Source organism: Micromonospora sp. NPDC005203 (genome assembly GCF_042872705.1).
GTDB lineage: Bacteria > Actinomycetota > Actinomycetes > Mycobacteriales > Micromonosporaceae > Micromonospora.
The window spans coordinates 389381-410633 of record NZ_JBIAKV010000003.1; the positions used below are offsets into that span (position 1 = coordinate 389381).

A 21253-nucleotide genomic window follows, 5' to 3' on the forward strand; every position below is an offset into this window, starting at 1 on the left:
ACAGGAGCAGGCCAGTGTCCATCGAACAGCAGTCGGAGAATACGACCAGCCCACCGGCGGCGTGCCCGGTCAGCGGGCAGCGGGGCAACGTGTGCCCGGTGCCGCACGGCCCGAAGGGGCTGCCCCTCATCGGCGACGTGCGGCCCTACTTCCGCGATCCGCTCGGGTACACGCTCGACGCCCAGCGGCGGTACGGCCCGATGGTGGGCGTCAAGCTGCCGGTGCCATTCATCCAGGTCACCGAGCCCGACGCCATCGAGCGGGTGCTGCGTACCAACCCCGACAACTACGTACGGGGCAAGCTGTACCGGGGATTCGCCCCGTACATGGGTCGTGGCCTGCTCACCCTCGACACCGCCGAGTGGAAGACGCACCGACGGGTCGTGCAGCCGGCGTTCACCCCGCAGCGGACCCGCGACGACGCCGTCGAGACGATCACCGCGACCAGCGCCGTGCTGGACCGCTGGGCCGAACTGGCCCACCGAGGGGAACCGGTCGACATCGCGGACGACGTCATGAGCATCTCGGCCCGGGTGATCGGCACGGCCGTGGTCGGTCGGGATCTCTCGAAGCCGGAGACGGGCTACTCCGAGGCCGCCGCGATCGCGTCCAAGGTGATGTACACGAAGACGGTCTTCGGGATCAACGAGCTTCTGCCCAAGGCGCTGCCGACCCGATACCACCGGGAGCGCCGGTGGGCCCATCAGAAGATCGACGCGATCGTGCGGAACGCCGTCACGTCACGGGGACGCACCGGTGACACCGGCGACGACCCCGCCGGTCGACTGCTCGGATCCGACCTGTCCGACCAGGGCGTCGCCGACAGTCTGCGAACGCTGCTCCTGGCCGGCTCGGACACCACCGGGCAGGCGATGATCTGGACCCTGTACGAGTTGGCCAGACATCCCGGCGAGCGGCGGGTGGTCGAGGAAGAGGTAGACCGGGTGCTGGCCGGTAACCCACCGACCATCGACGACGTGGACCGGCTGCCCGCCGTCGCCGCCGCCGTCGACGAAGCGCTCCGGCTCTACCCGCCGGTGTGGCAGTTCCCCCGCGACTCGATAGCCGACGACACGGTCGCGGGGCGGTTCGTGCCGGGCGGCACCACGCTCCTGATGAGCGTTTACGGCACCCATCGCTCCGCCGAGCTCTGGACCGATCCGAACGCCTTCGACCCCGCCCGGTTCCGCACCGCCGCCACGAGCCGACACCGGTACGCGTACCTCCCGTTCGGTGGCGGACGACGGATGTGTATCGGCAAGGCCCTGGCACTGGCGACCTGCGTCCTCGCGGTGGCGATGATCAGTCAACGGTTCCGGCTCCGCCTGGTGCGTCACGACATCCGGCCGGGCACGTACATCACCCTGTTCCCGACCGACGGCATGCCGGCGTACCTTGAGGAGCGGTCGTGACCGTTGCCACGGTGTCCCCACCGGGTGCTCCCGCCCTGCGGCCGCACCTGGTCTCGTTCACCACCGAATCGTTCGTCCGGCCCGTCGAACGGTTCGTGTGGACACCGGTCCCGGCGGCTCGGCCGGTCACCGCCCGGGTCGCCGACGTGGGACCGCTGCTGGTCGTCGGAAACGACGTGGCGCTGGCGGAGGGCGTCGCCGCACGGTTACGGGCGCGAGGTCTCGCGGTCGACGTGGCCGCTCCCGGTGTCGAGCCGGCCCCGGCGGCCTGGGGCGGCGTCGTCGACCTCAACGTGGCTGGCGCCCGGTACTCCCCCGGTGACGGCGACTGGCGCTCCGCGCTGGACCGCAGCGTCCGGATGCTCGCGCACCGCTATCCGGACTGGGCGGCCCAGCCGTTGGCCAACGGCTGCTGGTACCTCGTGGTCACGGTCATGGGCGGCAAGATGGGGTACGACGACGCCCCGATCGAACAACCGTTGGGCGGCATCTGGGCGGGGCTCGCCAAGGGCCTGGTCCGGGAGCTGCCCAACCTGGCGATCAAGGTGGTGGATTTCGACCGGCCGGACGCGGTCCGCATCGCGGACGTGGTGCACGCCGAACTCGGCTCGTGGGACCAGTTCGAGGTCGGCTACGCCGGCGACGAGCGTTACGTGCTGGAGGCACGCCGGCAGGACGCACCCGAACCCCGGCTCGACCTCGGCGCCGACGACCTGGTCCTGATCTCCGGCGGCGCACGGGGCGTGGGTTTCGCGCTCGCCGAGCATCTGGCCAGGGAGTTTGGTTGCCACGTGGTGGTCACCGGACGCAGTGCCATGTCCATCGACGAGCCCTGGCTCGCCCTCGACGACGCCGCCTTCGAGGAATACCGGCGCGCCGAGGTCGCGGCGGCGACCTCGGCGACGGGACTGCGCGAGGTGCGGGAGGTGTTGCGGCGACAGGCGGAGCTGCGCGCGGTGCACCACAATGTCACCGCCGCCCGCGACGCCGGTCTCCGAATCACCTACCGGGCGTGCGACTGCGCCGACGAGGCCCAGGTCGCGGCCCTGTTCGACACCGTCGGCGCGCCGACGGTGATCGTCCACAACGCGGGCATCGACCTGCCCAAAAGGCTGGCCGAGAAACGGCCGGAAGAGGTCGTCGACACCGTCGACGTCAAGGTCACCGGCTTCGCCAACCTGGTCAACCAGGTGCTCGCCGACGACGGCCGGCGCGCGACGCTGAAGATGTTCTGCAACGTCGGGTCACTCGCCGGGCGGCTGGGCGGCATGGTCGGACAGATCGACTACGCCGCGGGTAACGAAGCCCTCGCCCGGCTGGGCTTCTGGGCGCACCGCACCCACGGCCTACCGGCACAGACGCTGTGCTGGCCGACCTGGGAACGGCTGGGGGTGATCACCAACTACGACAACGCCGTCCGGTACGTCTCCACCATCGCGCCGGACGACGGCGTCCGGCGCTGGACCGACGAGATGCGGGCGGGCACGACCAGCGAAGTGATGTTCATCGGCCGGATCGGGGTCGCCCTGGTTCCCTCGATGTTGCGCGGATTCTGGCGGTTCACCGGTCACCCCGACCTGCCACGCCTGCACTCGCTGGCCCACTTCCTGGGTGAGGTCGAACTGTTCGAGCCGTTCGCCCAGCTCCGCAGCGCGGTCACCCACCGGGCCGGGGACCAACCGTGTCTGGCCGGCGAGTTCACCGTGGACGGTGTCCCCGCCCTGCCAGTCAGCGTGTTGATCGAGCAGATGTGCTCGGTGGCCGACTGGGTGGCCCCGCCGGGCTGGCCCCGCCGCCACCTGGTCGAGCTGAGCGACGTGTCCGTGCAGTTCGACGCGCTGCGGCTACGGGAGGAGGGAACCCGCTTCGTCAACCACGCGGTCGGCGCGGACACCCCGAACGGCTGGACGGTGACCGTGGCGGTGCTCGGCGACGGTGGCGAACCGGCGGCCACGGCCACCCTGCGGTACGCCGAGGATCCGCCCGAGCCCTCGGCGCTGGCGGCGACCTTCCCGCCAGCCGCTGACGCTCCACCCCGCTCCGGTGGACCTCGGCTGCGCTGGTCCGGCCTGGCGATCGGCCGACCGCGATGGCGGGTCGGGCACGACGGCGGGCACTCGGCCGACCTGTCCGCCGGGACGGCCGCCGACCTGTGGACGATGCCGTTTCCACCGACCGCCGCGATCTGCCCGACCGCCCTTGAGGCCGCCGTGGCGACCGCCGCCGCCGCTGGCACCGGACGCCGCGTAAGCGTGCAGCGGATCGTCGCCCGCCCGGGGGCGCAGCGCGTCGACCGGCTCGTCGGCTCGTCCGACGGACGTCACTGGACCGGGTTGGCGGCTGACGAGCCCGTCCTGCAGCTGACCGGTCTCCGCGTGACGGGCGGCTGAGCGGGCCGACCAAACCGCTTGACGCCGGCGGTCGGGCCGATCCGGTCGGCCCGACCGCCGACTCTCGTCGGCCAGCCGGGACCGACCCGCCGATGACACCGACAGCAGGGTCAGTCCGACAGCGCCGCCCGGACGCGCAGCAGCACCGCGACCTGCTCGCACCACTCACGGTGCTCCTGCTCGAACCGGCGGCCGCGCAGACACGTCAGGTACGGCCCGATGCGCTCACCCCCGCGCAGGAACGTCTCCTCGTCCCGTTCGCCACGCAGCCGCCGCGCCGGCAGCCAGCGCGGCCGCGGCGATGTAGGTGAGGGTGCGGATGACGCCTCGCCACCGCCGCCAACTACCTCGATGCGCTGCTGCCGGTCCGCGCCCGCCCTGGCAGCAAGAATGACCCATCCGTCGGTCGGTGACCCCAGGTCGCAGCTGCTTGCGGGGGCAAGGTCCACGTGGGACGATCTCGCTCGAGATATTGCCTGGTCCATTGTGGGCCAACACGGGGAGGGCAATTTCGTGCTGGTCGCCTTGGGGTTGGATTCCGTCGCGGAGCGGGTCTACCGACAGATGCTCGCGCAGCCGGAATGGGGGGTCACGGAACTCGGTGCCCATCTCGGCGTCACCGAGACGCAGGTCCGAGCGGCCCTGGACCGCCTGTTCGAGATGTCCCTGGTCCGCAACTCGATGGATCGACCCGGCGCGCTGCACGTCGTGAGTCCGGATGTCGGGTTGAGCGCCGCGCTCGCCCAGCAACAGGCTGACCTCGCTCGTCGCCAGCGGCAGGTCGCGGAGAGTCAAGCCGAGATCAGTCAACTGATCGACCAGTTCGGCACGGCACAGCGGCATGCCTCGACCCCGGCGGCCACTCATCTGCTCGGTATCGACGCGGTGCAGGACAAGCTGGCCCAACTGGCCCACGAGACCGAGTTTGAGATTCTCACATTCATGCCCGGCGGTGCCCAGTCAGAGGCGGCGTTGGGGCACGCACGTCGCAACGACACCGAACTTCTCGAACGCGGCGTCCGCATCCAGACCGTCGGCCTGGACAGCATTCGGAACGACTCGCAGACCCTCGCGCACGCGCGTTTCCTCACCGAAAGTGGCGCGGAGTTCCGGACCTCACCCATCCTGCCGCCCCGCATGATCCTGGCGGACCGTCGCGCCGCGCTGGTGCCGATCGACCCCGCCGACACGCGCAAGGGTGCCCTGCATCTGACCGGTCCCGGGTTCGTCGCCTCGATGCTGGCGCTCTTCAGCCAGGTGTGGGAGATCGCGACGCCGCTGGGCGCGGCCCGCGAGCCGGAACGGAAGGGACTGAACACCCAGGAACGCGCATTGCTCGAGCTACTCGGTCAGGGTCTGACGGACGAAGCCGCCGCGGCCCGGCTCGGTGTTTCCGCACGGACGGCCCGGCGGATGATGGCGGATCTCATGGAACGCCTTCAGGCCCGCAGCCGGTTCGAGGCGGGCCTGAAGGCGGCCCAGCGGGGTTGGCTGTGACACGGACGTGACCGATCGGAGACAAGGCATGGGAACTTCGCCCCAGCACACCCAGCCGAAGGCGACCCGCCGGGTGGCCATCGGTGACGTCATCTTCGGCGGTGACGAGCGGCCGATCATCTCGGGCCCCTGCTCGGTCGAGCCTGGCTACGTCGGACATGCGGAGGCGGCGGCGGCCGCGGGGGCCGACGTCCTTCGGGGGTGCGTCTTCAAGCCACGGTCCGGCCCCAATCGCTTCCAGGGCATCGGCGCGGAGGGCATTCCGCTGCTCGACGAGGCTCGGGCCCGTACCGGGCTGCCCATCATCGCAGAGCCGCTGGACGGCGACGACGTGCGACTCCTGCGCGACCACGTGGACGGCTTCCTCATCGGAGCCAGGTCGATGCGCAACAGCCGGCTCCTGGAGGTCGCCGGCCGTACCGGACTGCCGATCATCCTCAAGCGCTCGTTCGCCGCCACCTATGCGGAGTGGCTGGGGGCGGCCGACTACGTACGCGCCACCGGGAACGATGACGTCATCCTCTGCGAGCGGGGCATCCGCACGTTCGTCACCGAGACCCGTAACACCCTGGACATCGCGGCGGTTCCGGTGCTGGCCGGCCGGACCGACCTTCCGGTCATCATCGATCCCAGCCATGCGGCCGGACGTCGGGAGTGGGTGCTTCCACTCGCCCTCGCGGGTGCCGCGGTCGGCGCCGCCGGCATCATCGTCGAGAGTCACCCGGTGCCGGACCAGTCGTGGACCGACAGTTGTCAGGCATTGAGCACCCCGGAACTCCGGACCCTGATCGAGCAGTTCAGGCGCCTGACGAGCCTGCGTGAGCTGTCGAGCACTTAGCCACGAACGATCCGCGGGGGCAGGTCGTGCCCGTCCGACGCCACCCGGCCCGGCGGTCGAGCCACCTCGCCGCCAGCACGCCGGTCGGGTACCGGCCGCGGGAACCCGCAGCCGGCACCCGACAGGCGAATCTCGTCGGCGGCATCGATCAGATCGCCATGGCCGGCTCGGCCACGCGGGCCGGCTCGGGTGTGCGGGCCGGCTCGGGTGTGCGGGCCGGCTCGGGTGTGCGGGCCGGCTCGGGTGTGTGGGCCGGCTCGGGTGTGTGGGCCGGCTCGGGTGTGTGGGCGAGCTTGGTGATTCGGGTGGGCTCCACCACCGACCTGGTGGCGTGCCGGCGCAGGAGCAGGAACGGGACGCTGCACAGCACTGTCCCGAGGCCGGCATACATGAATCCCCAGCGAAGCGCGTAGTCGCCGATGTAGCCCCAACTGATGTACGCGATCGGCATCACCCCGATCGCCGCCATGTACACGACGGAGAAGACCCGGCCCAGGAACTCCTGGCTGACCTCCCTCTGGATGTAGGCGAAGAACAGCGTGTTGAATCCGCCGACGAAGAATCCCTGGGCAGCGGAGAACAGCAGCAGCCCGGCGACGGCCGGCACCACGGGAATGACTGCGAGCGACATCCCACCGGCCGCGATCAGCGCCGCGAGCAGCCGATTGGTAGGAACGAAGTCGTGGAGGAACAGCAGCAGGAGCGTGACCGCGATCCCGCCGACGGCTTCGGCGGTGAGGGCTCGCCCGTAGGTCGCGCTCGATCCGTGCAGCACCTCGGTGACGTACAGCGGCAGCAGGATGTTGAACGAGATCAGGAAGAAGTTGACCGCGGCGCAGAGGATCACCATGTTCCGGATCAGCACGCGGCTGTTGATGTACCGGAAGCCCGCGCGCAGATCGCTCGTCACGCTGGCGATGTCCTTGCCGTGCTTGACGTGCCGGTAGCGTATCGCCGCCGCCGCGAGGGCCGACAGCCAGAACGACACGCCGTTGAGCACCATCGCTCCGCCGACCCCGATGACGGGCATCGCCACGAGCGCGGCCCCCAGCAGCGGTCCCACCGCCTTGGTCGCCTCGGTCAGATTGTTCGACACCGAGTTGGCCTTGACCAGGTGTCGGTCCCGGACGAGCAGCGGCACGATGGACCGCGCGGCCGGCCGGTAGAGGGCGGCGCAGGTGCCGAGCGCGAAGCAGGACAGCGCCAGCAGTGGGACGTGCAGGGTGTTCCGGTAGGCCAGCACTGCGACCCCGAACGCCACGGCACCACTGACCAGGTCGGTGCCGACGAGGATGGCCTTCTTGTTCCACCTGTCCGACAGGACGCCGCCGATCGGTCCGATGAAGGCGATCGGCGCCAGCGCCGCGGCCAGCAGATATCCGGTGAGTACAGCCGACCCGGTCTCGGAGATCACCCACCACGCGAGTACGAGGTCGAAGACGACGGTGCCGAGGGCCGAAACGAACCCGCCCGACACGAGCGCGATGAAGCTGCGGTGGTAGAGGCTGTTCGCTGTCACAGCACCACCTCGAGCGCCTCGTCGTAGCCCCGGACGAACTCGCTGATCGGCGGGTCGGCGGGCCCGGGCTGGTAGCGACCGAGGACCGAGCAAAAGTAGTCGGCGTTGAGGCCGTCCGGGTAGAGGACCCCGCCCGGCTGCTTGTAGCAGAAGCAGCCCAGCACCTCCTGACGGTCCGCCAACTCCGCCAGGCCGCGGATCTCCCGGATGACCCCGGGTCGAGGGTGCGGAAGGTTGTACCAGAAGTAGTGCGTACCCGCCGCGGCCGAGGCGGTGGTCGGCGTGCCGGCGGCCGCGAACTCACCCCGGGAGGTGGCCAGGGTCGCGTGGTACAGGACGCGGGCGAAGTCGACCCCGTGCGCCTGCTGGAACAGCGGGTAGAAGAGGCCGCCGGCGCCGGGGCGGTTGGTGGTCTCCAGGACGTACGGGACGTCGCCGCGTAGCCGGATCTCCGTGTGGGTCGCGCCCGAGCGGATGCCCAGCGCGTGTACCGCGTCGTGGGACAGTCGGATGATGTCGGCGGCGACGGCCGGCGGCAGTTCGGGGTCGATGTGATACAGCCGATCGGGATAGTACGGCCCGACTGCGGCCCCCTTGGACATCAGCCCGTCACAAGCCGGAACTCCGTCGAACCACACCGTGTCGACGGAGTACTCCTCACCGTCGAGGCACTCCTCCACCACGATCCCGGCGTCCGGACGCTCCCGTCCGATCACCGTCGCGTTGATCATCGAGACGGCCTGGAGGTGTTCCCGAAGTTCCCGCTCGGACTCCACCCGGCGAACGCCGCAGCTCGCGTACCCGTGCGAGGGCTTGACGATCAGCGGGTAGCTGAGGTCGGCGCAGGTGTCCCGGACGTCCTGGGCGGACCGGAACGACCGACCCCGGGGAGTGGAGACCCCTGCGTCCAGCCAGATCCGTTTCATCGTGGCCTTGTCCCGGGACCGCAGCGCGGTTTCCCGGCTACCGTGCCCGACCTGAAGCGCGTCGGCCAGTGCCGCCGTCTCGGTGAGGAACATCTCCTGGGCGGTCAGCACCCCTCCCGGCACGCCCACCGTACGGCGGACGGCCGCCATCGCCTCCGCCGGATCCTTGCGGACGTCCGCGCGGATGACGTTCGGCCCCGTGGTCCGATCGTCCTTGGTCAACACGTACACCCGGTCCTGCTCAGCCTCCGCGACCCGCGTCATGTCGGCGACGAAGAAGTCGGGCGACTCGACTATCACCAGCGAGCGGTTCATGCCTGCCGCTCCATCCGCGCGAGGCCCTGCCGGAGCTGGCCGGGCAGATCGGGAACGTCGCGCAGCGCCAGGAGAACCCGGTCGAGACCGAACCCGATACACATCGTGCTCGGCGTCGTACCGTCGGAGTTGCTGAGCCCGAACGGCTTCGCAAAGTGCTGCCCGTGCTTGTTGAGCGAGGCCACGGCGATCGAATCGCCGTCGTCCACCTGCACCAGCATCTCGATCTTGCTGTCGGTGACCAACTGGGAGAAGAGCTGCTCCTGGGCGTTGTCGTTGAAGAAGATGTCGGTGGCCGTCGCGAGCTGGTACTTGAACCCGAGCAGGTCCGCCACGGCAGCCATCATCGCGACGACTCGTTGGTGGACTCGGGCGAGGTCGGTCTGGCTGCCGAAGAACACGGCCTCCCGCATGGTGAACTCACGGAGCCGTTCGCGGTTGTTGAGGTTGCCCGACTCATCCCGGAAGCACGAACCCGACAGGGTGAGCACCAGGTCGTCGACCGGTCGGTGCTCGACCAGCGGATAGGCGTGCAGGCACAGCGCCGGGTTCAGGATGTCCCTGGGGGTTCGCAGGAACTCGTGCAGCCGGTCCCGGTCGTTGTCGGCCCGCCAGTAGGGCAGGAAGCCCTCGAAGTCCTCCATGTCGGTGGTCATCGGCGCCACAAAGCTCAGGTGCTGGCAGCCGGTGTCGAAGTGCCCGGCCCGGTCGACGACCGTGGCGGGCAGCATCGAGGGAACCCGGATCTCGGTGGCGCCGTGGGCGCGCTCGAAGAAGCGGCGGAAGAAGTCGTCGATGGCGCGCAGCCGGTACGCGCCGACACCGCCGTAGACGTTGATGCCCCGCTCGCGTGGCAGCACCTCCCCGAGGCCGTCCGCCGGAAGCGCTGCCCGAGCCTCATCCAGGTCGGCCACGAGGCGTACGGCGGCGGCCCGCAGCGCGGTCGCGTCCTCGGCGCTCAGGGCCGGGGCGTCGGTACCGTCGGCCGGGTCGTAGACGACCCTGGAGCTGAGCCGCTCGCTGATTGCCTTGTACGAGGCGGCGACCCGCTCGACCACAGACCTGACCTTTGCGGCCGGGAGCGCCGCTGCGGAGTGGACGCGGATCTCGGTGGCGGTCATGTCCAACTGCTCGATCTGCGGGAAATGAAAACGCAGTCGGGTGTGCATGGTGGGCCACAGGTTCTCCTGCAGCGTCACTGGCAGGCTGAGGGTCGGCATCGTCAGACCTCCGTCAGGACGAGGCCGAGCTGACGCTCGAGTCCGCCGAAGGTCTGCAAGGCGCTGATCGTGAAGGACTCGTAGTCGATCTCGTAGTTGAACAGCTCCGTCATGCGAATCGCGATCTGCATGGTGGCCAGGGACTCCAGTCCCAACTCGGCGAGATCGACGTCCCGGTACGCCGGGTAGTCGGCGACCGCCGCGGCGATCGTCGCATCGGGCAGCAGGCCCGTGAAAAGTGGCTCAATCCAGTGCGACAACGTACTCTCCTTGATTCACGAAGGGTCGAGACTCACGAACGGTGGGGACTGACGAGACCGAGACTCACGAAAGGCCGGGGGTCGACGGAAGGTCGCGCCGGGTGTGGCAGCTATCGGGTCAGCCATTCGTCGATGACCGCGTGTACCGTCGGGGCGGCGTCGCCGATCAGGCTGAAGTGGTCCAGATCCAAAATGTCGGTCCGGTAGATGCCGGGCGCGAACCGGCGCCACAGATCCAGATGTCGTAGGGCGTCACCGTCGCGGGTGAGGAGCACCGCCGCCCGCCCCCGGTACGCCCGTGGCCGGTAGCGGTCTGCCGCCTGCCCGTTCGCGGTATAGGTTCGGGCCATGGCGCTCACGTAATCGAAGGCGAGGCTGGCGGGCAGTATCCGCGCCTCGACGGCCCGTACGCTCAACATCGCGATCAGTTCGGGGTCGGTGCCGATCGTTGCGGGATCGAACGGCGGCCTGAGACCGAGGCCACGGGAGATCAGCGAGAGGGCGACCGAGGTGTTCTCCGGCGCGACCGGAACGGTCGGCGGTGCCGTGTCGAGAATGCCGACCAGAGTCACCTCGCGGCCGGTCATGACCAACTGACGCGCGGTTTCTAGTGCCACCAGACCACCGAGCGAGTAACCGAGGATCTCGCACGGTCCATCGGGTCGGCGCTCGTTGATCGCCGCCGCGAACCGGCGGGCCGACTCCGCCAACCGGTTCGACGGGTTGGCGGTCCGATTCTCGAGCCCGTACACGTCGCGACGCCCCGCCAGCAGCCGGGCGATCGGCCGGTAGGTGCTGGTGCTGCCGCTGATGCCGTGCGCCCAGAACAGCGGTGGGCGGTTCCCGCTGACCTGGATCTCGACGAGGCAGGAGGCGTTGCCGCCCTGCCGTCCACGCTCGCCCTCCTCGCGTCGCCCGCGTTCGTCGCGCCGTCGCCACCCGGGCGTGGCTGTGGATTGCGTCGGATAGGTTGTCGACACCTAGCTCGCCCCTTTCAGGGAATGTGACGGGTGACGCGGACGATCGGCCCAGCGCTGCTCAGGTGCCAGCCAGCCCGGGTACGGTCCCGGCCACGCTCCATTGCCGGAGTTGCGGTGACATCACGAGGGCTCGTTCGACCACGTCACGAGCGACCGTACGAGCCATCACCTGATCCATCGATACGCTGAAGACGCCGATATCAACCCTGCCCCGTACGGCTCGGACCGAGATGTGTTCCACCCCGTCCTCGGCACGGACTGCTGCCCACAGCGTGTCGACGAGACGCGCCGCACCGCCGTCGAACATCGTTCCTGCTTGGGACGAGATCGTTATCAGCGTCAACCGCATGGCCGCGCTAATCCCAGATAAGACTGTCGGCGCGAACGCCTCCGCCCGCCTGCTCGGCCACAGCGGTCGAACCGTTCACGACGGAAAGCACCAGCGGTGGCGTGACAGCGCCGAGGAAAGCGAGAGCGACAGCAAAGATTCCGACCCGGATCCGCATGACCTTCGTCCAATCTGACGGTCGACATCGTGATTTTCTCGAGGAGACATTTCAGATAACCCGCGGGCCTCCTTTGTCGCCTGGAATCAATCTTCATCGCCGACCGGCGGATACAGAAGGTCTCCGGGGTGGCCGGAAGCGGCTGTGGACGGAAGCGGCCACGTTTCGCGTTACCACCGCGTCCCCCGAGGGGCGTTCAGCGGCATCGCCAGGTCGGACGACAACGGGAAGGTTCGCCGCGGCGTCAAGGGTCATCGGTGCGCGGGATGCCCCTCGGTCGCACCCGGCGACAGCGGCGGCCCGGTACGGTCAATCCGATCGGACGGATTCTTCGCCGCGGGAGGCATCGTCAGCGCCGGCAGCCTGCCGGTCGAAGAGAATCTCTCCTACGAGTACATCCTCTGGACCGAGGTGCCTCCAGTGCTGACGGCGCTCGGCGTCTCACTCCACACGTCGCAACAACCAGCTTGGTTGGGCGTGTAGAGATCGGCAGCACTCGTGGATGCCCTCGGCGCAGCGCCGCTGAGCGAGTCATGGGACGGAGAGCACCGCGTAGCCACCCGGCTGGCGGTCATGCAGGCATGCCTCGAGGTCGGCCGCCACAGACCCCGACGCCGCCGCGTCGAGCCGTTGGACGCGCACCAGTTCGACGAGGTGCTGCGCCGTTGACTGGTCGAGTCGGAGACAGGACGCCTGCCCGACCACTCACCAGACACCAGTTGCCAGCAGAGGGCGGCCACCGAGATGCCGATGAAGCGCACCCACCCAGGCGAGGCGCGCCTGGCGCGTGGAACGGGCTGAGACTCGGGTAGGTGGCGTACGAGATCTATGCTTCCGGTGTGTCTATCGTCCTACCTGGCGGTGGCTGATCGCGGGAAAGGCGGGTCGATGAGGGCGCCGACGCTTGTCGTGTCGTTGACCCGGCCGAACACGTACCGTGGGATCGGGCTGGCGGTAGCGGCTGCGCCCCACGGCGCGCTGATCCTCGTGGAGCCGGGCCGTTACGACGGGCATGTCGTGGTGCGCGCCAAGGCAGTCACTATCCGTGCGGGTGTGCCGGGTGCGGTGACGGTGGAGAACCGCGATGCCGCACCTACCGTCTATTGCGAGGGTGCGGACGTCGCGCTAGAGGGTTTGGTGTTGCGGACGTGGAGTTCCGACGCGCCGGCGACCGTGTCGGTGGTCGGTGGTCGGTGGTCGGTGGAACTCTGACCTTGGAGTCATGCACTGTCAGCGGGCAGGCTGTCAACGCCGTGCTCAGCGAGCGAGGTGCCACCCACTTGCGCAACTGCCATGTCCATGGGATGCGCCGTGGCGTGGCCTTCATCGACTCCAGCGGCGTCGTCGAACACTGCCGGTTGTGGGACTTCGACGAGTACGCCTTGCTGTCCAAGCGGGACAGCCAGCCGATCATGCGGCACTGTCACGTCGAGAATGTCGGTCAAGGCTTCGAGGCGTTCGAGGGCGGCCGGGGCACGGTCGAAGACAGCCAGTTCTCCGGTGTACGGCAGACAGCCGTGGTGGCGAGTGCACGATCTCGCCCGACGGTACGCCGGTGCCGAATCTCCGACGGCCGGGGCAGCGGGCTGGCGTTCAGCGGATCGGCTGGCGGATTGGTCGAGGATTGCGAGCTGGCTGACCTTGAGGGTAGCGGCGTCTCGGTCTCCGGCGGCGCCGAGCCAGACATCCGCCGCTGTCGAATCGAACGGGTGGGCGGCAACGGCATCTACGTCAGTAAGGCCCAGGGCACGTTCTCCGATTGCACCGTGACCGCCAGCCGGCTGCCCGCAGTCGCCGCAGTCAATCAGGCGGCGCCAGAGGTGAGTGGCGGTGTGCTGCGGGGTGCGCGCGACGACGCCCTGCTGATCCAGGCCGCCAGCGGCCGTACGCCAACGTCCGGATTGAGGACTCTGGCCGGTACGGGGTTCGCGTGCAGGGCGGAAGTCCAACCTTCAGCGACGTGACGATCACGGGCGGGGAGGACGGAATCGCACTCGACGGCGTCGTTGACGCGGACGTTCGAATCGAGGGCGCAACCCTGCAAGGTGCGTCGCAGAGCGGGATTGCCGCTGAGGGCTCCGGCCGACTCACCGGCACGATGGTGCGGGTAGAGGATGCGCCAGCGGGTGTGGTCGGGGCCGAGAAAATCTCGATCAGCCTCACCGACGCTACCGTCTCCGGTGGCATTGTGGGTATCGTCGGGGCAGGCCAGGCCAGCTTTCGTCTCGACCGCTGCACGGTCACCGGAACGACTGGTTCGGCAGTGGTGCTAGGGGATCAGTCCCGGCTGGACATGCGGGCGGGCACGGTACGCGACTGCGGCGGCGACGGCGTGCAGGTGGAAACGGACGCTCCCGTACTGGTAGAAGGGTGCGAATTCGTTAACGTTGCTGGCGAGGCCGTGCGGGGTGCCAACCGGCCGCTGGTGTCGGTACGCGCTGCACATTCGCCCGACATCTCGCACGAAGCGATTGGCTTGACGGCCGACGCCGACGGCACCGGCCGCGACGGCGATCCGGGTGATGCCGACCGCGGTAGCCCCGGAGGTGCCGACGCCGCGACCAGCATCAACGCCTCGCTGGCGGAACTGGACGCGATGATCGGACTGGCGGCGGTCAAGCGCGAGGTACGAACCCTGGTCCACCTGATTCGGGTCGGTGACCAGCGGCGGCGAGCCAACCTGCCGGTACTGCCGCTCAGCCGGCATCTCGTCTTCACCGGACCGCCCGGGACCGGCAAGACGACCGTCGCGCGCATCTACGGGCGGCTCCTCGCCCACCTCGGTGTTCTGTCAAAAGGGCAGGTCGTCGAGGTGGCCCGGGTCGACCTGGTGGGCGCATACCTGGGAAGCACCGCGCTGAAAACCTCTGCGGTGTTCGAGCGAGCGCTTGGTGGCGTGCTGTTCGTGGACGAGGCCTACACGCTCGCCCGCCAGTTCGGCGCCAATTCAGACCTCGGCTTGGAGGCAATCGACACCCTGGTCAAGCTGATCGAGGACTACCGGGACCAGGTAGTGGTGATCGTCGCCGGGTATCCCGCCGAGATGGAAGGTTTCCTGGCCGCCAACCCCGGCCTCGCGTCCCGATTCACCAAGACCATCGAATTCGTCGACTACAGCCCCGACGAACTGCTGGCGATCGTCTCCGGGCTGGCCGGGCAGCACGGGTACGACCTGACGAAGCCGACCAGCGCCGCCTTGTTGGAACGGCTCACCGAGGCCGTCCACGAACCGGACTTCGGCAACGGGCGCGGCGCACGGAAGCTGTTCGGTGCCATGATTGAACGGCAAGCTGAGCGGCTTGCCGACACACCCGCACCGACTTCCGAGCAACTCCGACTGCTATTACCAGGGGACGTCCCGCCCGCGGACATGGGCCCAGCGCCCCGACAAGAGTCGTGAGGCGTGCAGCTCACCTAACTTGATCTTCACTGCCGCGAAGACACAGCAAGACGCTCGTCGCCCTTGTCGCTCTTCGTCAACGATTTGGCTGGGTTTCCGGGGGGTAAACGGGGGTGAGTTGTTGGTGCGAATGTATGCGTCCTTCAGCCAGTTGGTCGCCGGGCGACGCTGCCAGGCCCACTCAGCGGCGCTGCCAGCTTTCGGCCTGAAGCTTTGACAGCCAGTTGATCTGTGCGCGCGCTGCGGGGCATCGGGAGAGACCACCGGACGGGTTGGCTGCTAGCGTTCGCCGACATGTGGACCGAGGAGATCGTGGCCGGGCGACCGGCGTGGCGGCACATCCCGTCGGGAGTCGTCTTTCGCGAGGTTCTGGGCGGCGCGTTCCGGATGGGGCTGTCCGACTCGGAGCTCGATGCGGTACGCGCGATCGAGTCCAGCGGCGGTGTCGAGGACACCATCGACCCGTTCCTTGCCAACGCTAAGGACGCACAACCGGTCCGCGAGGTGCACGTCGAGTCGTTCCTGCTCGCCCGGCACCCGCTGACCGTCGCGCAGGTCCGGTACTGGCTGCCCGAGTACGAAGACGACTACGCCGAGGCGACCACCTGCACGGCTCGGCTCGAAGGCGACCTGTACGACCTGCTCGAGGTGTTGCCGTTCGAGCTGCCCAGCGAGGCGCAGTGGGAATACGCAGCCCGGGCCGGCACCACCACGCTGACGTTCCGCGGTGACGAAAAACCCGACGAGGACCAGCTTCTCAACGATTTCGGCGACGAGACGCGGACGGCCGCCAGCGAGAACGCGTTCGGGCTGGCGGCGATGGGCTCGGCGAACGAGCTCTGCGCCGACGTGTGGATCCCTGGGTTCGACGGCGCACCGACGACCGCGCGACCGCGGACCGGAGACGGGCCCCGGACCGTACGCGGCGGAGCCGCCGATCTATACCCGTGGCAGGGCTGTGACGAGTGGCTGCTACTGCTCTCCGCCACCCGATACGAACACGCCGACTTCACAGCCGTACGCCCGGCCGCACCACTGCCACCCACTGTGGCTGGTGGGAGCGGATCTGTCGCGAGCTGGGCTTGACCCGTTTCGACGGACGGGGCCGATGTGTTGATCTTATCTAGGCGGCGTGGTTCATCGGGTTCGTGGTGTGGTGGGTGGCTTCGTAGGCGGCTGGGCTGAGGAAGCCTAGCGAGGAGTGCCGGCGGCGGGTGTTGTACCAGCCTTCAATGTATTCGAATATGGCCTGGCGGGCGGCGGTGTGGGTGGGCCACGGCTGCCGGTGCAGCAACTCGGTCTTGACCGTGGCGAAGAACGATTCGGCTACCGCGATGTCCCAGCATTGCCCGCGCCGGCTGTTGGACAGGTGGATGCCGTGCGCGGCGGCGAGGCGGGCGTGCTGGGCGCTGGTGTACTGGCAGCCGCGGTCGGAGTGGAAGATCAACCCGAATGGCGGGCGGCGCCTAACGATCGCGTCGTTCAGAGCAGCATCGATCAGGTCGGTCTTGAGATGGTCGGCCACGGCCCAGCCCACGACGCGGCGGGAGGCCAGATCGATGACAGTGGCCAGATACAGCCAGCCCTGCCACGTGGTGATGTAGGTGATGTCTCCGCACCAACGGGTGTCGACGCGGGCGGGGTGGGTGGTGAAGTCCCGTCGGATCAGGTCCACCCGATCGGCTGCTGCCGGGTCGGCGACGGTGGTCGTCTGCCACCGGCGCGGGTTCCTGCCGCGCACACCCGCGTCAACCATCAGCCGGGCGATGCGTTCACGGCCGTGCCGCAGCCCGGCGTCGGCCAACTCGGCGTGCACCAGCGGGGCTCCGTAGGTGCCTTCGACCTCGCGTGCACCTCAAGGATCCTCGCGGTCAGGACCTTGTCGTCCAGGTCTCGCTGCGACTGCTGGCCGGTCGCGTACTGGTAGTAGGCGGACCTGGAGACCTTTATCAGCTCGCGCGCACGCGTGACGTTGTGCTTGCCGTCCTTGTCCGACTCGATGAACGGGTACACGTTCACCGGGTCTCCTTCGCAAAGGAAGCCGTCGCCCGCTTCAAGATCTCGACGTTGAGGCCGTTGTCGTCGCGGCCCTCGCCGTCGTCGTGACCGTCACCGCTGGATACCCGTGGTGGTCGCTGCTCGCTCTCTTCCTCGTCTTCGATCTGTCGATGCTCGGTTACCTGCACGGGCCACGCCACGGTGCCTTCTGCTACAACCCTGATGCACTCCTACAGCCTGCCGGCGGCGCTCGGCGCGGTGGCCGTGACGGCAGCCGCGTTCCGCGACCAGATCGCCTGGCTCGGCATTCTGGCCGTCGCGTGGGCATTCCACATCGCCGTCGACCGCGCGCTGGGTTTCGGCCTCAAGACCACCGAGGGATTCGAGCACACCCACCTCGGCCGGATCGGCAAGGCCCGGGACACCGGGACACCGGGACACCGGGACACCGGGACACATCAATGATCGCTGTTGGGCGCGGCGCTCAGGAAGGCGGTCGATGAGCTGCGCTGGTATCACGCCCGCCCAGCCCCTTGCCCCGTTCGGACGGCCGGAAGTTGAGTATCCGCTGCGCCGGGGGGCGATTGGCTCGGGTTGTCACTCGACCTGAAACGTCGCGGTCGACGCGAGTCGCAGGGTGGCACCAGGTCGAAGTGGGTGGCGTACGCCGGGTTCGAGCCGCCGTTGGTCGAGCCAGGTACCGTTCGTGGAGTACAGGTCGGTCACCGTCGCGGCCCCGTCCGACGCCGTCGTGACAGCCGCGTGTCGTCGCGAGACAGCGTCGTGGCCGGACAGCGCGGCCGCTGCGGGCGAGCCGGGGTCCCGACCGAGGATCAGGGTTACTCCGGCCTCGATCACTGTCTGCCACGGCGGGTCGAGTAACGCGATCGTCAGGACGGTTTCGAGCACACTGAGGCAGTGCGGGCACATCCGGCTCCCCGGCGGAGACGCCGTTCCGCACGACGGACAGATGATGTCCACGGCGACCGGGTCGATCGGCTGCGGGGTGACGAGGTTGTCGGCCTCGATGACCGCCGAGACAGCGGTGAGGTTCGCATAGCAGTCCGGGTTCCCGCACACAATGTCACCGGAGCCGACCGGTGCGCCGCAGGCGCGGCAGATCAGCCGCTCCATGTCGATTCCCCGACGCCGATGCCGCGGGCCCTCAGATGATCGGCGATCTGGTCGAGCTCGCCGGGCCGTGGGATCCCGACCAGCCACAGCCGGCCGTCGAGTACGCCGGTCTGCAAGCCTGCCCGGACGAGCTGAGCGGCCTCGCCGTATCGCTGGTGGCCCAGAGGGCTGAGGGTGATGACGCGTTGGTTCGCCGAGCCACGCAGTGGGGTGTCGCCGTTGTTACGCCGCTCGACGTACCTACCCGCGACCACGGCGTCGCAGCTTGCGCGCAGCTCTGGCAGCCGTGCTGCACGCGACCAGCCGTATCCCGTGTAGAGCAGGATGTCGATCGGCCTGGTGTGCCGCCAGGTGGCTATCCCGCGGAGGAGCGCGGCGAGCGCGACCGGCTGCTGGAGCGGTTCGCCGCCGGAGATCGTCACGCCGTCGATCCGTTGAGGAAGCGACGTGAGCCAGTCGAGCACCTCCTCGACGGGGACCGACCGGTCGGGGCGGCGGGGCCAGGTGTCCCGGGCGAGGCAGCCGGTGCAGGCGAGGGTGCAGCCTTGCAGCCAGATTCCGGCTCTCCTGCCGTACCCCAGGGTGGTGACCGGGTGGTGGAGGCGACTTATCTCGATGGTCGTCATGACAGCTCCACGGTGATGACGTCGGCCTGACGCCGCCAGGCCGTCACGACGAGCGACGTCGCGTCCCCGGCCGCCGGCGCGTCGACCGCCGTTGCCGCCAGCCGGTCGAACAGGGCGCGGGCCAGCGGGTTGACGAGCGCGGTCTCCAGGGCGGAGCCGATCCCCCGGCCGCCTCGGGCCAGGTCGCGCGTGCACTCCCTGAGCACGCGCGCATGGACCGGCTGGTCGAGCGTGACCGACACGTGGTGTTCTTCGCTGAGGCGCCGGAGCACGTTGCCGAGTTGGAGTTCGAAGATCTGTTCGGCCGCTTCCGGCCCGATGAAGTCGAACACCACGATGTTGTCGCCGAGGCGGTTGAGCAGCTCGGGCCGACCGAGGACCCGGGTGAAGTGATCCTCGATCGCTGCCCGCACAATCGCCTCGACCTGGTCGTAGGGAGTGCCCGGCGTAGCCGTCGGCGTCAACTGGCCCGTGCCGTCGTCGACGTACATGCCGAGGTTGCTGGTGAAGATCAGGATGCATTCGGAGAAGTGGACTGTACCGCCGCGGCCGTCGGTGAGCCGGCCGTCCTCAAGGATCTGCAGGAACTTGTCGAGGATGCGCGGGTGACTCTTCTCGATCTCGTCGAACAGGATCACCCGAAATGGTTGCTGACGCACGGCGTTGGTGAGTTCTCCGCCGGCTTCGAAACCGACGTAGCCCGGTGGAGCACCGATCAGCCGATCGCCGGCGTGTTCGGCAGAGAACTCGCTCATGTCGAACCGCAGGTAGGCCGCCTCGTCGCCGAACACCACATGGGCCACTGCCTTGGCCAACTCGGTCTTGCCCACCCCTGTCGGACCGGCGAAGAACAGCACTCCCCGCGGGCGTGACGATGCCCGTGCCGCATGGGCGCCGGACAGGCCCAGAGCGGCGCGTTTGAGGATGTCAAGGGTTTTGGTCACAGCTTGGCGCTGACCGATGATCCGCTGAGGCAGGGACCGTTCCCCGTCTCGGATCCGGGTGGGCAGGTAGTCGCGGCGCCAGGGATTATCCAAGACCCCGAGTTTGAACGTTCGGGTCGCGTCGGGCCATTGCTCCGGGCTCAGCCCACGATCGCGTGCCAGCCTGGTCACTTCGATCATGCCCTGCAGGGTGAGTCCTTCGGACTGCTCGGCGAACGAGCGAGCCCGCTCGTGCAACGTCGCGTCGGGGATCTGGCCGTGCAGCAGCCGACGGGCGCAGCTCTCGCGATCGCCGTAGTCCGGTCGGGGCAGGCTGATCACGCGGATCCGGTCCTTGCCCGCGGTCAGCCAGGCCGGCAGGTCACTTTCGTTCTCCACCAACCAGATCACCGGGTTGTACAGGCTCTGGGTCCGACCGGATTCGGCCGCGACCGGCCGCGCCGTCCGGGCCAGCTTCTCCATGCGGCGCAGGAACTGCCGCTCGGCGTCGTCCGGATCGCTCGGATGCCGCAGCAGGTGCGCCGCTCGGACGATGGCTGCCGCCCGCACGTTGGTGCGTGGCTGGGCGATCGCGGCGAGCTGGACGAACAGCGCGCCCAGGTCGGGCGTCGGGCCGCCGGGGCGATACCCGTCGTCGAGGAGGGCACGGGTGGCAGTCGTCACCTCGCTTCTGCCGATCTGGTGCACGGCACCAGAATCGATCAGATCATGATCGAGTACGAACGTGTAGCCGCTCCGGTCCAGCAGCTCACGTATCACGTCGGTGAGGGACAGCAGCCGCACCCCGGTGGGCGCGTCGATAAGGTACGAATCATGGGCGTTGCCCCACAACACGTACTGCGACTGGGTTGGCAGTGTCGCGTGCAGTTCGCGGGCGAACGCCGGCCAGCCCGCGAGGTCGTCGATCACCGTGCGTCTCCCTCCGCCTCGCGGCTTCTGAGCCGGCGCCGGGGCTCGGTGCGCTGCGGCGGAGCCGTGCGGGGCGTGGGTTCGGCGCCCGGGTGACGCAGTTCGGTGTGCGCGCACGGCAAGCCAGCCTCCCGGAGACTGGCCAGTGCCTGTTCCAGGTCGGCGCACCAGCGGTGCTCGGCTGCCGCGTCGGCGTGGGGGTTCTCGCCGGGTCCGGTCCGGTAGACCATCGACTGCATCCTGCGTGCCCTTGCGTCGACCTTCAAACGCACCAGGTGGTCGGCGTCGTCGGGTCGGCTCACCGCGAGCCTGCCCGTGCCGGGTTGCCCGACGCTGAACTCGGTGCCCACGCTGTAGCCCATCTCGGTCAGCACGTCCT

The 21253-nt window shown here is 68.9% G+C and carries 21 protein-coding genes and 2 pseudogenes; 10 read left to right on the plus strand and 13 right to left on the minus strand.

The window, feature by feature from the left end; translation table 11 throughout:
• Positions 1-14 precede the first annotated feature (14 nt).
• Complete coding sequence (locus ACFYPM_RS11450; RefSeq protein WP_387194274.1) at positions 15-1412, plus strand: cytochrome P450; 1398 nt, start codon at positions 15-17, stop codon at positions 1410-1412.
• The gene (locus ACFYPM_RS11455) at positions 1409-3802 is read left to right on the plus strand and encodes an SDR family NAD(P)-dependent oxidoreductase (RefSeq protein WP_387194277.1); all 2394 of its coding nucleotides are present in this window, start codon (positions 1409-1411) and stop codon (positions 3800-3802) included. The genes ACFYPM_RS11450 and ACFYPM_RS11455 overlap by 4 nt, the downstream gene beginning before the upstream one ends.
• A gap of 110 nt (positions 3803-3912) precedes the next feature.
• Here ACFYPM_RS11455 and ACFYPM_RS11460 read toward each other — a convergent pair.
• A pseudogene (locus ACFYPM_RS11460) lies at positions 3913-4077 on the minus strand (PadR family transcriptional regulator); the annotation flags it as partial.
• Between the two features lie 289 nt (positions 4078-4366).
• Between ACFYPM_RS11460 and ACFYPM_RS11465 the strand changes: the two are divergent.
• Entirely contained in the window at positions 4367-5299 is a 933-nt protein-coding gene (locus tag ACFYPM_RS11465) for a LuxR C-terminal-related transcriptional regulator (protein WP_387194280.1), read from the plus strand.
• Positions 5300-5327: 28 nt separating this feature from the next.
• Entirely contained in the window at positions 5328-6137 is an 810-nt protein-coding gene (gene aroF, locus ACFYPM_RS11470; protein WP_387194283.1) for a 3-deoxy-7-phosphoheptulonate synthase, read from the plus strand.
• Positions 6138-6285: 148 nt separating this feature from the next.
• Here aroF and ACFYPM_RS11475 read toward each other — a convergent pair whose 3' ends face one another.
• From ACFYPM_RS11475 to ACFYPM_RS11500, 6 genes are all read right to left on the minus strand, one after another.
• Positions 6286-7656, minus strand: coding sequence for an MFS transporter (locus tag ACFYPM_RS11475; RefSeq protein WP_387194286.1), 1371 nt, complete (start codon positions 7654-7656; stop codon positions 6286-6288).
• Positions 7653-8897 carry an acetyl-CoA carboxylase biotin carboxylase subunit family protein gene (locus tag ACFYPM_RS11480; RefSeq protein ID WP_387194289.1) on the minus strand — a complete coding sequence of 415 codons (1245 nt, stop codon included), beginning with the start codon at positions 8895-8897 and terminating at the stop codon, positions 7653-7655. Before ACFYPM_RS11480 ends, ACFYPM_RS11475 begins: the two co-directional genes overlap by 4 nt.
• A complete protein-coding gene (locus ACFYPM_RS11485) occupies positions 8894-10117 on the minus strand; it encodes an aminoacyl--tRNA ligase-related protein (RefSeq protein ID WP_387194292.1) in 1224 nt (407 codons plus the stop codon). The genes ACFYPM_RS11480 and ACFYPM_RS11485 overlap by 4 nt, the downstream gene beginning before the upstream one ends.
• Before the next feature lie 2 nt (positions 10118-10119).
• Positions 10120-10377 (minus strand): phosphopantetheine-binding protein, encoded by a 258-nt coding sequence (locus tag ACFYPM_RS11490; protein WP_387194295.1) that lies wholly within the window; start codon positions 10375-10377, stop codon positions 10120-10122.
• Between the two features lie 110 nt (positions 10378-10487).
• Positions 10488-11357, minus strand: coding sequence for a thioesterase domain-containing protein (locus ACFYPM_RS11495; RefSeq protein WP_387194298.1), 870 nt, complete (start codon positions 11355-11357; stop codon positions 10488-10490).
• A gap of 58 nt (positions 11358-11415) precedes the next feature.
• The gene (locus ACFYPM_RS11500; RefSeq protein ID WP_387194301.1) at positions 11416-11706 is read right to left on the minus strand and encodes a hypothetical protein; all 291 of its coding nucleotides are present in this window, start codon (positions 11704-11706) and stop codon (positions 11416-11418) included.
• A 1045-nt stretch (positions 11707-12751) separates the two neighbouring features.
• Between ACFYPM_RS11500 and ACFYPM_RS11505 the strand changes: the two genes are divergently transcribed.
• The 4 genes from ACFYPM_RS11505 to ACFYPM_RS11520 all read left to right on the plus strand — a co-directional run bounded on the left by ACFYPM_RS11505 (position 12752) and on the right by ACFYPM_RS11520 (position 16349).
• Positions 12752-13075, plus strand: coding sequence for a hypothetical protein (locus ACFYPM_RS11505; protein WP_387194304.1), 324 nt, complete (start codon positions 12752-12754; stop codon positions 13073-13075).
• Positions 13076-13116: 41 nt separating this feature from the next.
• Complete coding sequence (locus ACFYPM_RS11510; RefSeq protein ID WP_387194307.1) at positions 13117-13827, plus strand: right-handed parallel beta-helix repeat-containing protein; 711 nt, start codon at positions 13117-13119, stop codon at positions 13825-13827.
• Positions 13824-15263, plus strand: coding sequence for an AAA family ATPase (locus ACFYPM_RS11515; protein ID WP_387194310.1), 1440 nt, complete (start codon positions 13824-13826; stop codon positions 15261-15263). Before ACFYPM_RS11510 ends, ACFYPM_RS11515 begins: the two co-directional genes overlap by 4 nt.
• A 294-nt stretch (positions 15264-15557) precedes the next feature.
• Positions 15558-16349, plus strand: a complete 792-nt coding sequence (locus tag ACFYPM_RS11520) for a formylglycine-generating enzyme family protein (RefSeq protein ID WP_387194313.1) — start codon at positions 15558-15560, stop codon at positions 16347-16349.
• A gap of 37 nt (positions 16350-16386) precedes the next feature.
• Here the strand turns inward: ACFYPM_RS11520 and ACFYPM_RS11525 are convergent, their stop codons facing one another.
• Both ACFYPM_RS11525 and ACFYPM_RS11530 read right to left on the minus strand, forming a co-directional pair.
• Positions 16387-17079, minus strand: coding sequence for an IS3 family transposase (locus tag ACFYPM_RS11525; RefSeq protein ID WP_387194315.1), 693 nt, complete (start codon positions 17077-17079; stop codon positions 16387-16389).
• Positions 17019-17282 carry a hypothetical protein gene (locus ACFYPM_RS11530; RefSeq protein ID WP_387194318.1) on the minus strand — a complete coding sequence of 88 codons (264 nt, stop codon included), beginning with the start codon at positions 17280-17282 and terminating at the stop codon, positions 17019-17021. Before ACFYPM_RS11530 ends, ACFYPM_RS11525 begins: the two co-directional genes overlap by 61 nt.
• Before the next feature lie 83 nt (positions 17283-17365).
• Here ACFYPM_RS11530 and ACFYPM_RS11535 point away from each other — a divergent pair.
• Together ACFYPM_RS11535 and ACFYPM_RS11540 are read left to right on the plus strand one after the other, a co-directional pair.
• Positions 17366-17419, plus strand: a pseudogene (locus ACFYPM_RS11535) (DUF4260 domain-containing protein); the annotation flags it as partial.
• A gap of 64 nt (positions 17420-17483) precedes the next feature.
• Positions 17484-17726: a DUF4260 family protein gene (locus ACFYPM_RS11540; protein WP_387194321.1), complete on the plus strand. Its 243-nt coding sequence runs from the start codon at positions 17484-17486 to the stop codon at positions 17724-17726.
• A gap of 132 nt (positions 17727-17858) precedes the next feature.
• Here ACFYPM_RS11540 and ACFYPM_RS11545 read toward each other — a convergent pair whose 3' ends face one another.
• From ACFYPM_RS11545 to ACFYPM_RS11560, 4 genes are read right to left on the minus strand one after another with little or no spacing between them, the layout of a single operon-like run.
• Positions 17859-18395, minus strand: coding sequence for an FHA domain-containing protein (locus ACFYPM_RS11545; RefSeq protein WP_387194324.1), 537 nt, complete (start codon positions 18393-18395; stop codon positions 17859-17861).
• Positions 18383-19021 (minus strand): 4Fe-4S cluster-binding domain-containing protein, encoded by a 639-nt coding sequence (locus tag ACFYPM_RS11550; RefSeq protein ID WP_266241192.1) that lies wholly within the window; start codon positions 19019-19021, stop codon positions 18383-18385. Before ACFYPM_RS11550 ends, ACFYPM_RS11545 begins: the two co-directional genes overlap by 13 nt.
• On the minus strand, positions 19018-20874 hold the full coding sequence (locus ACFYPM_RS11555) for an AAA family ATPase (RefSeq protein ID WP_387194328.1): 1857 nt from the start codon (positions 20872-20874) through the stop codon (positions 19018-19020). Before ACFYPM_RS11555 ends, ACFYPM_RS11550 begins: the two co-directional genes overlap by 4 nt.
• Entirely contained in the window at positions 20871-21248 is a 378-nt protein-coding gene (locus ACFYPM_RS11560) for a hypothetical protein (protein WP_387194331.1), read from the minus strand. Before ACFYPM_RS11560 ends, ACFYPM_RS11555 begins: the two co-directional genes overlap by 4 nt.
• Between the last annotated feature and the right edge of the window lie 5 nt (positions 21249-21253).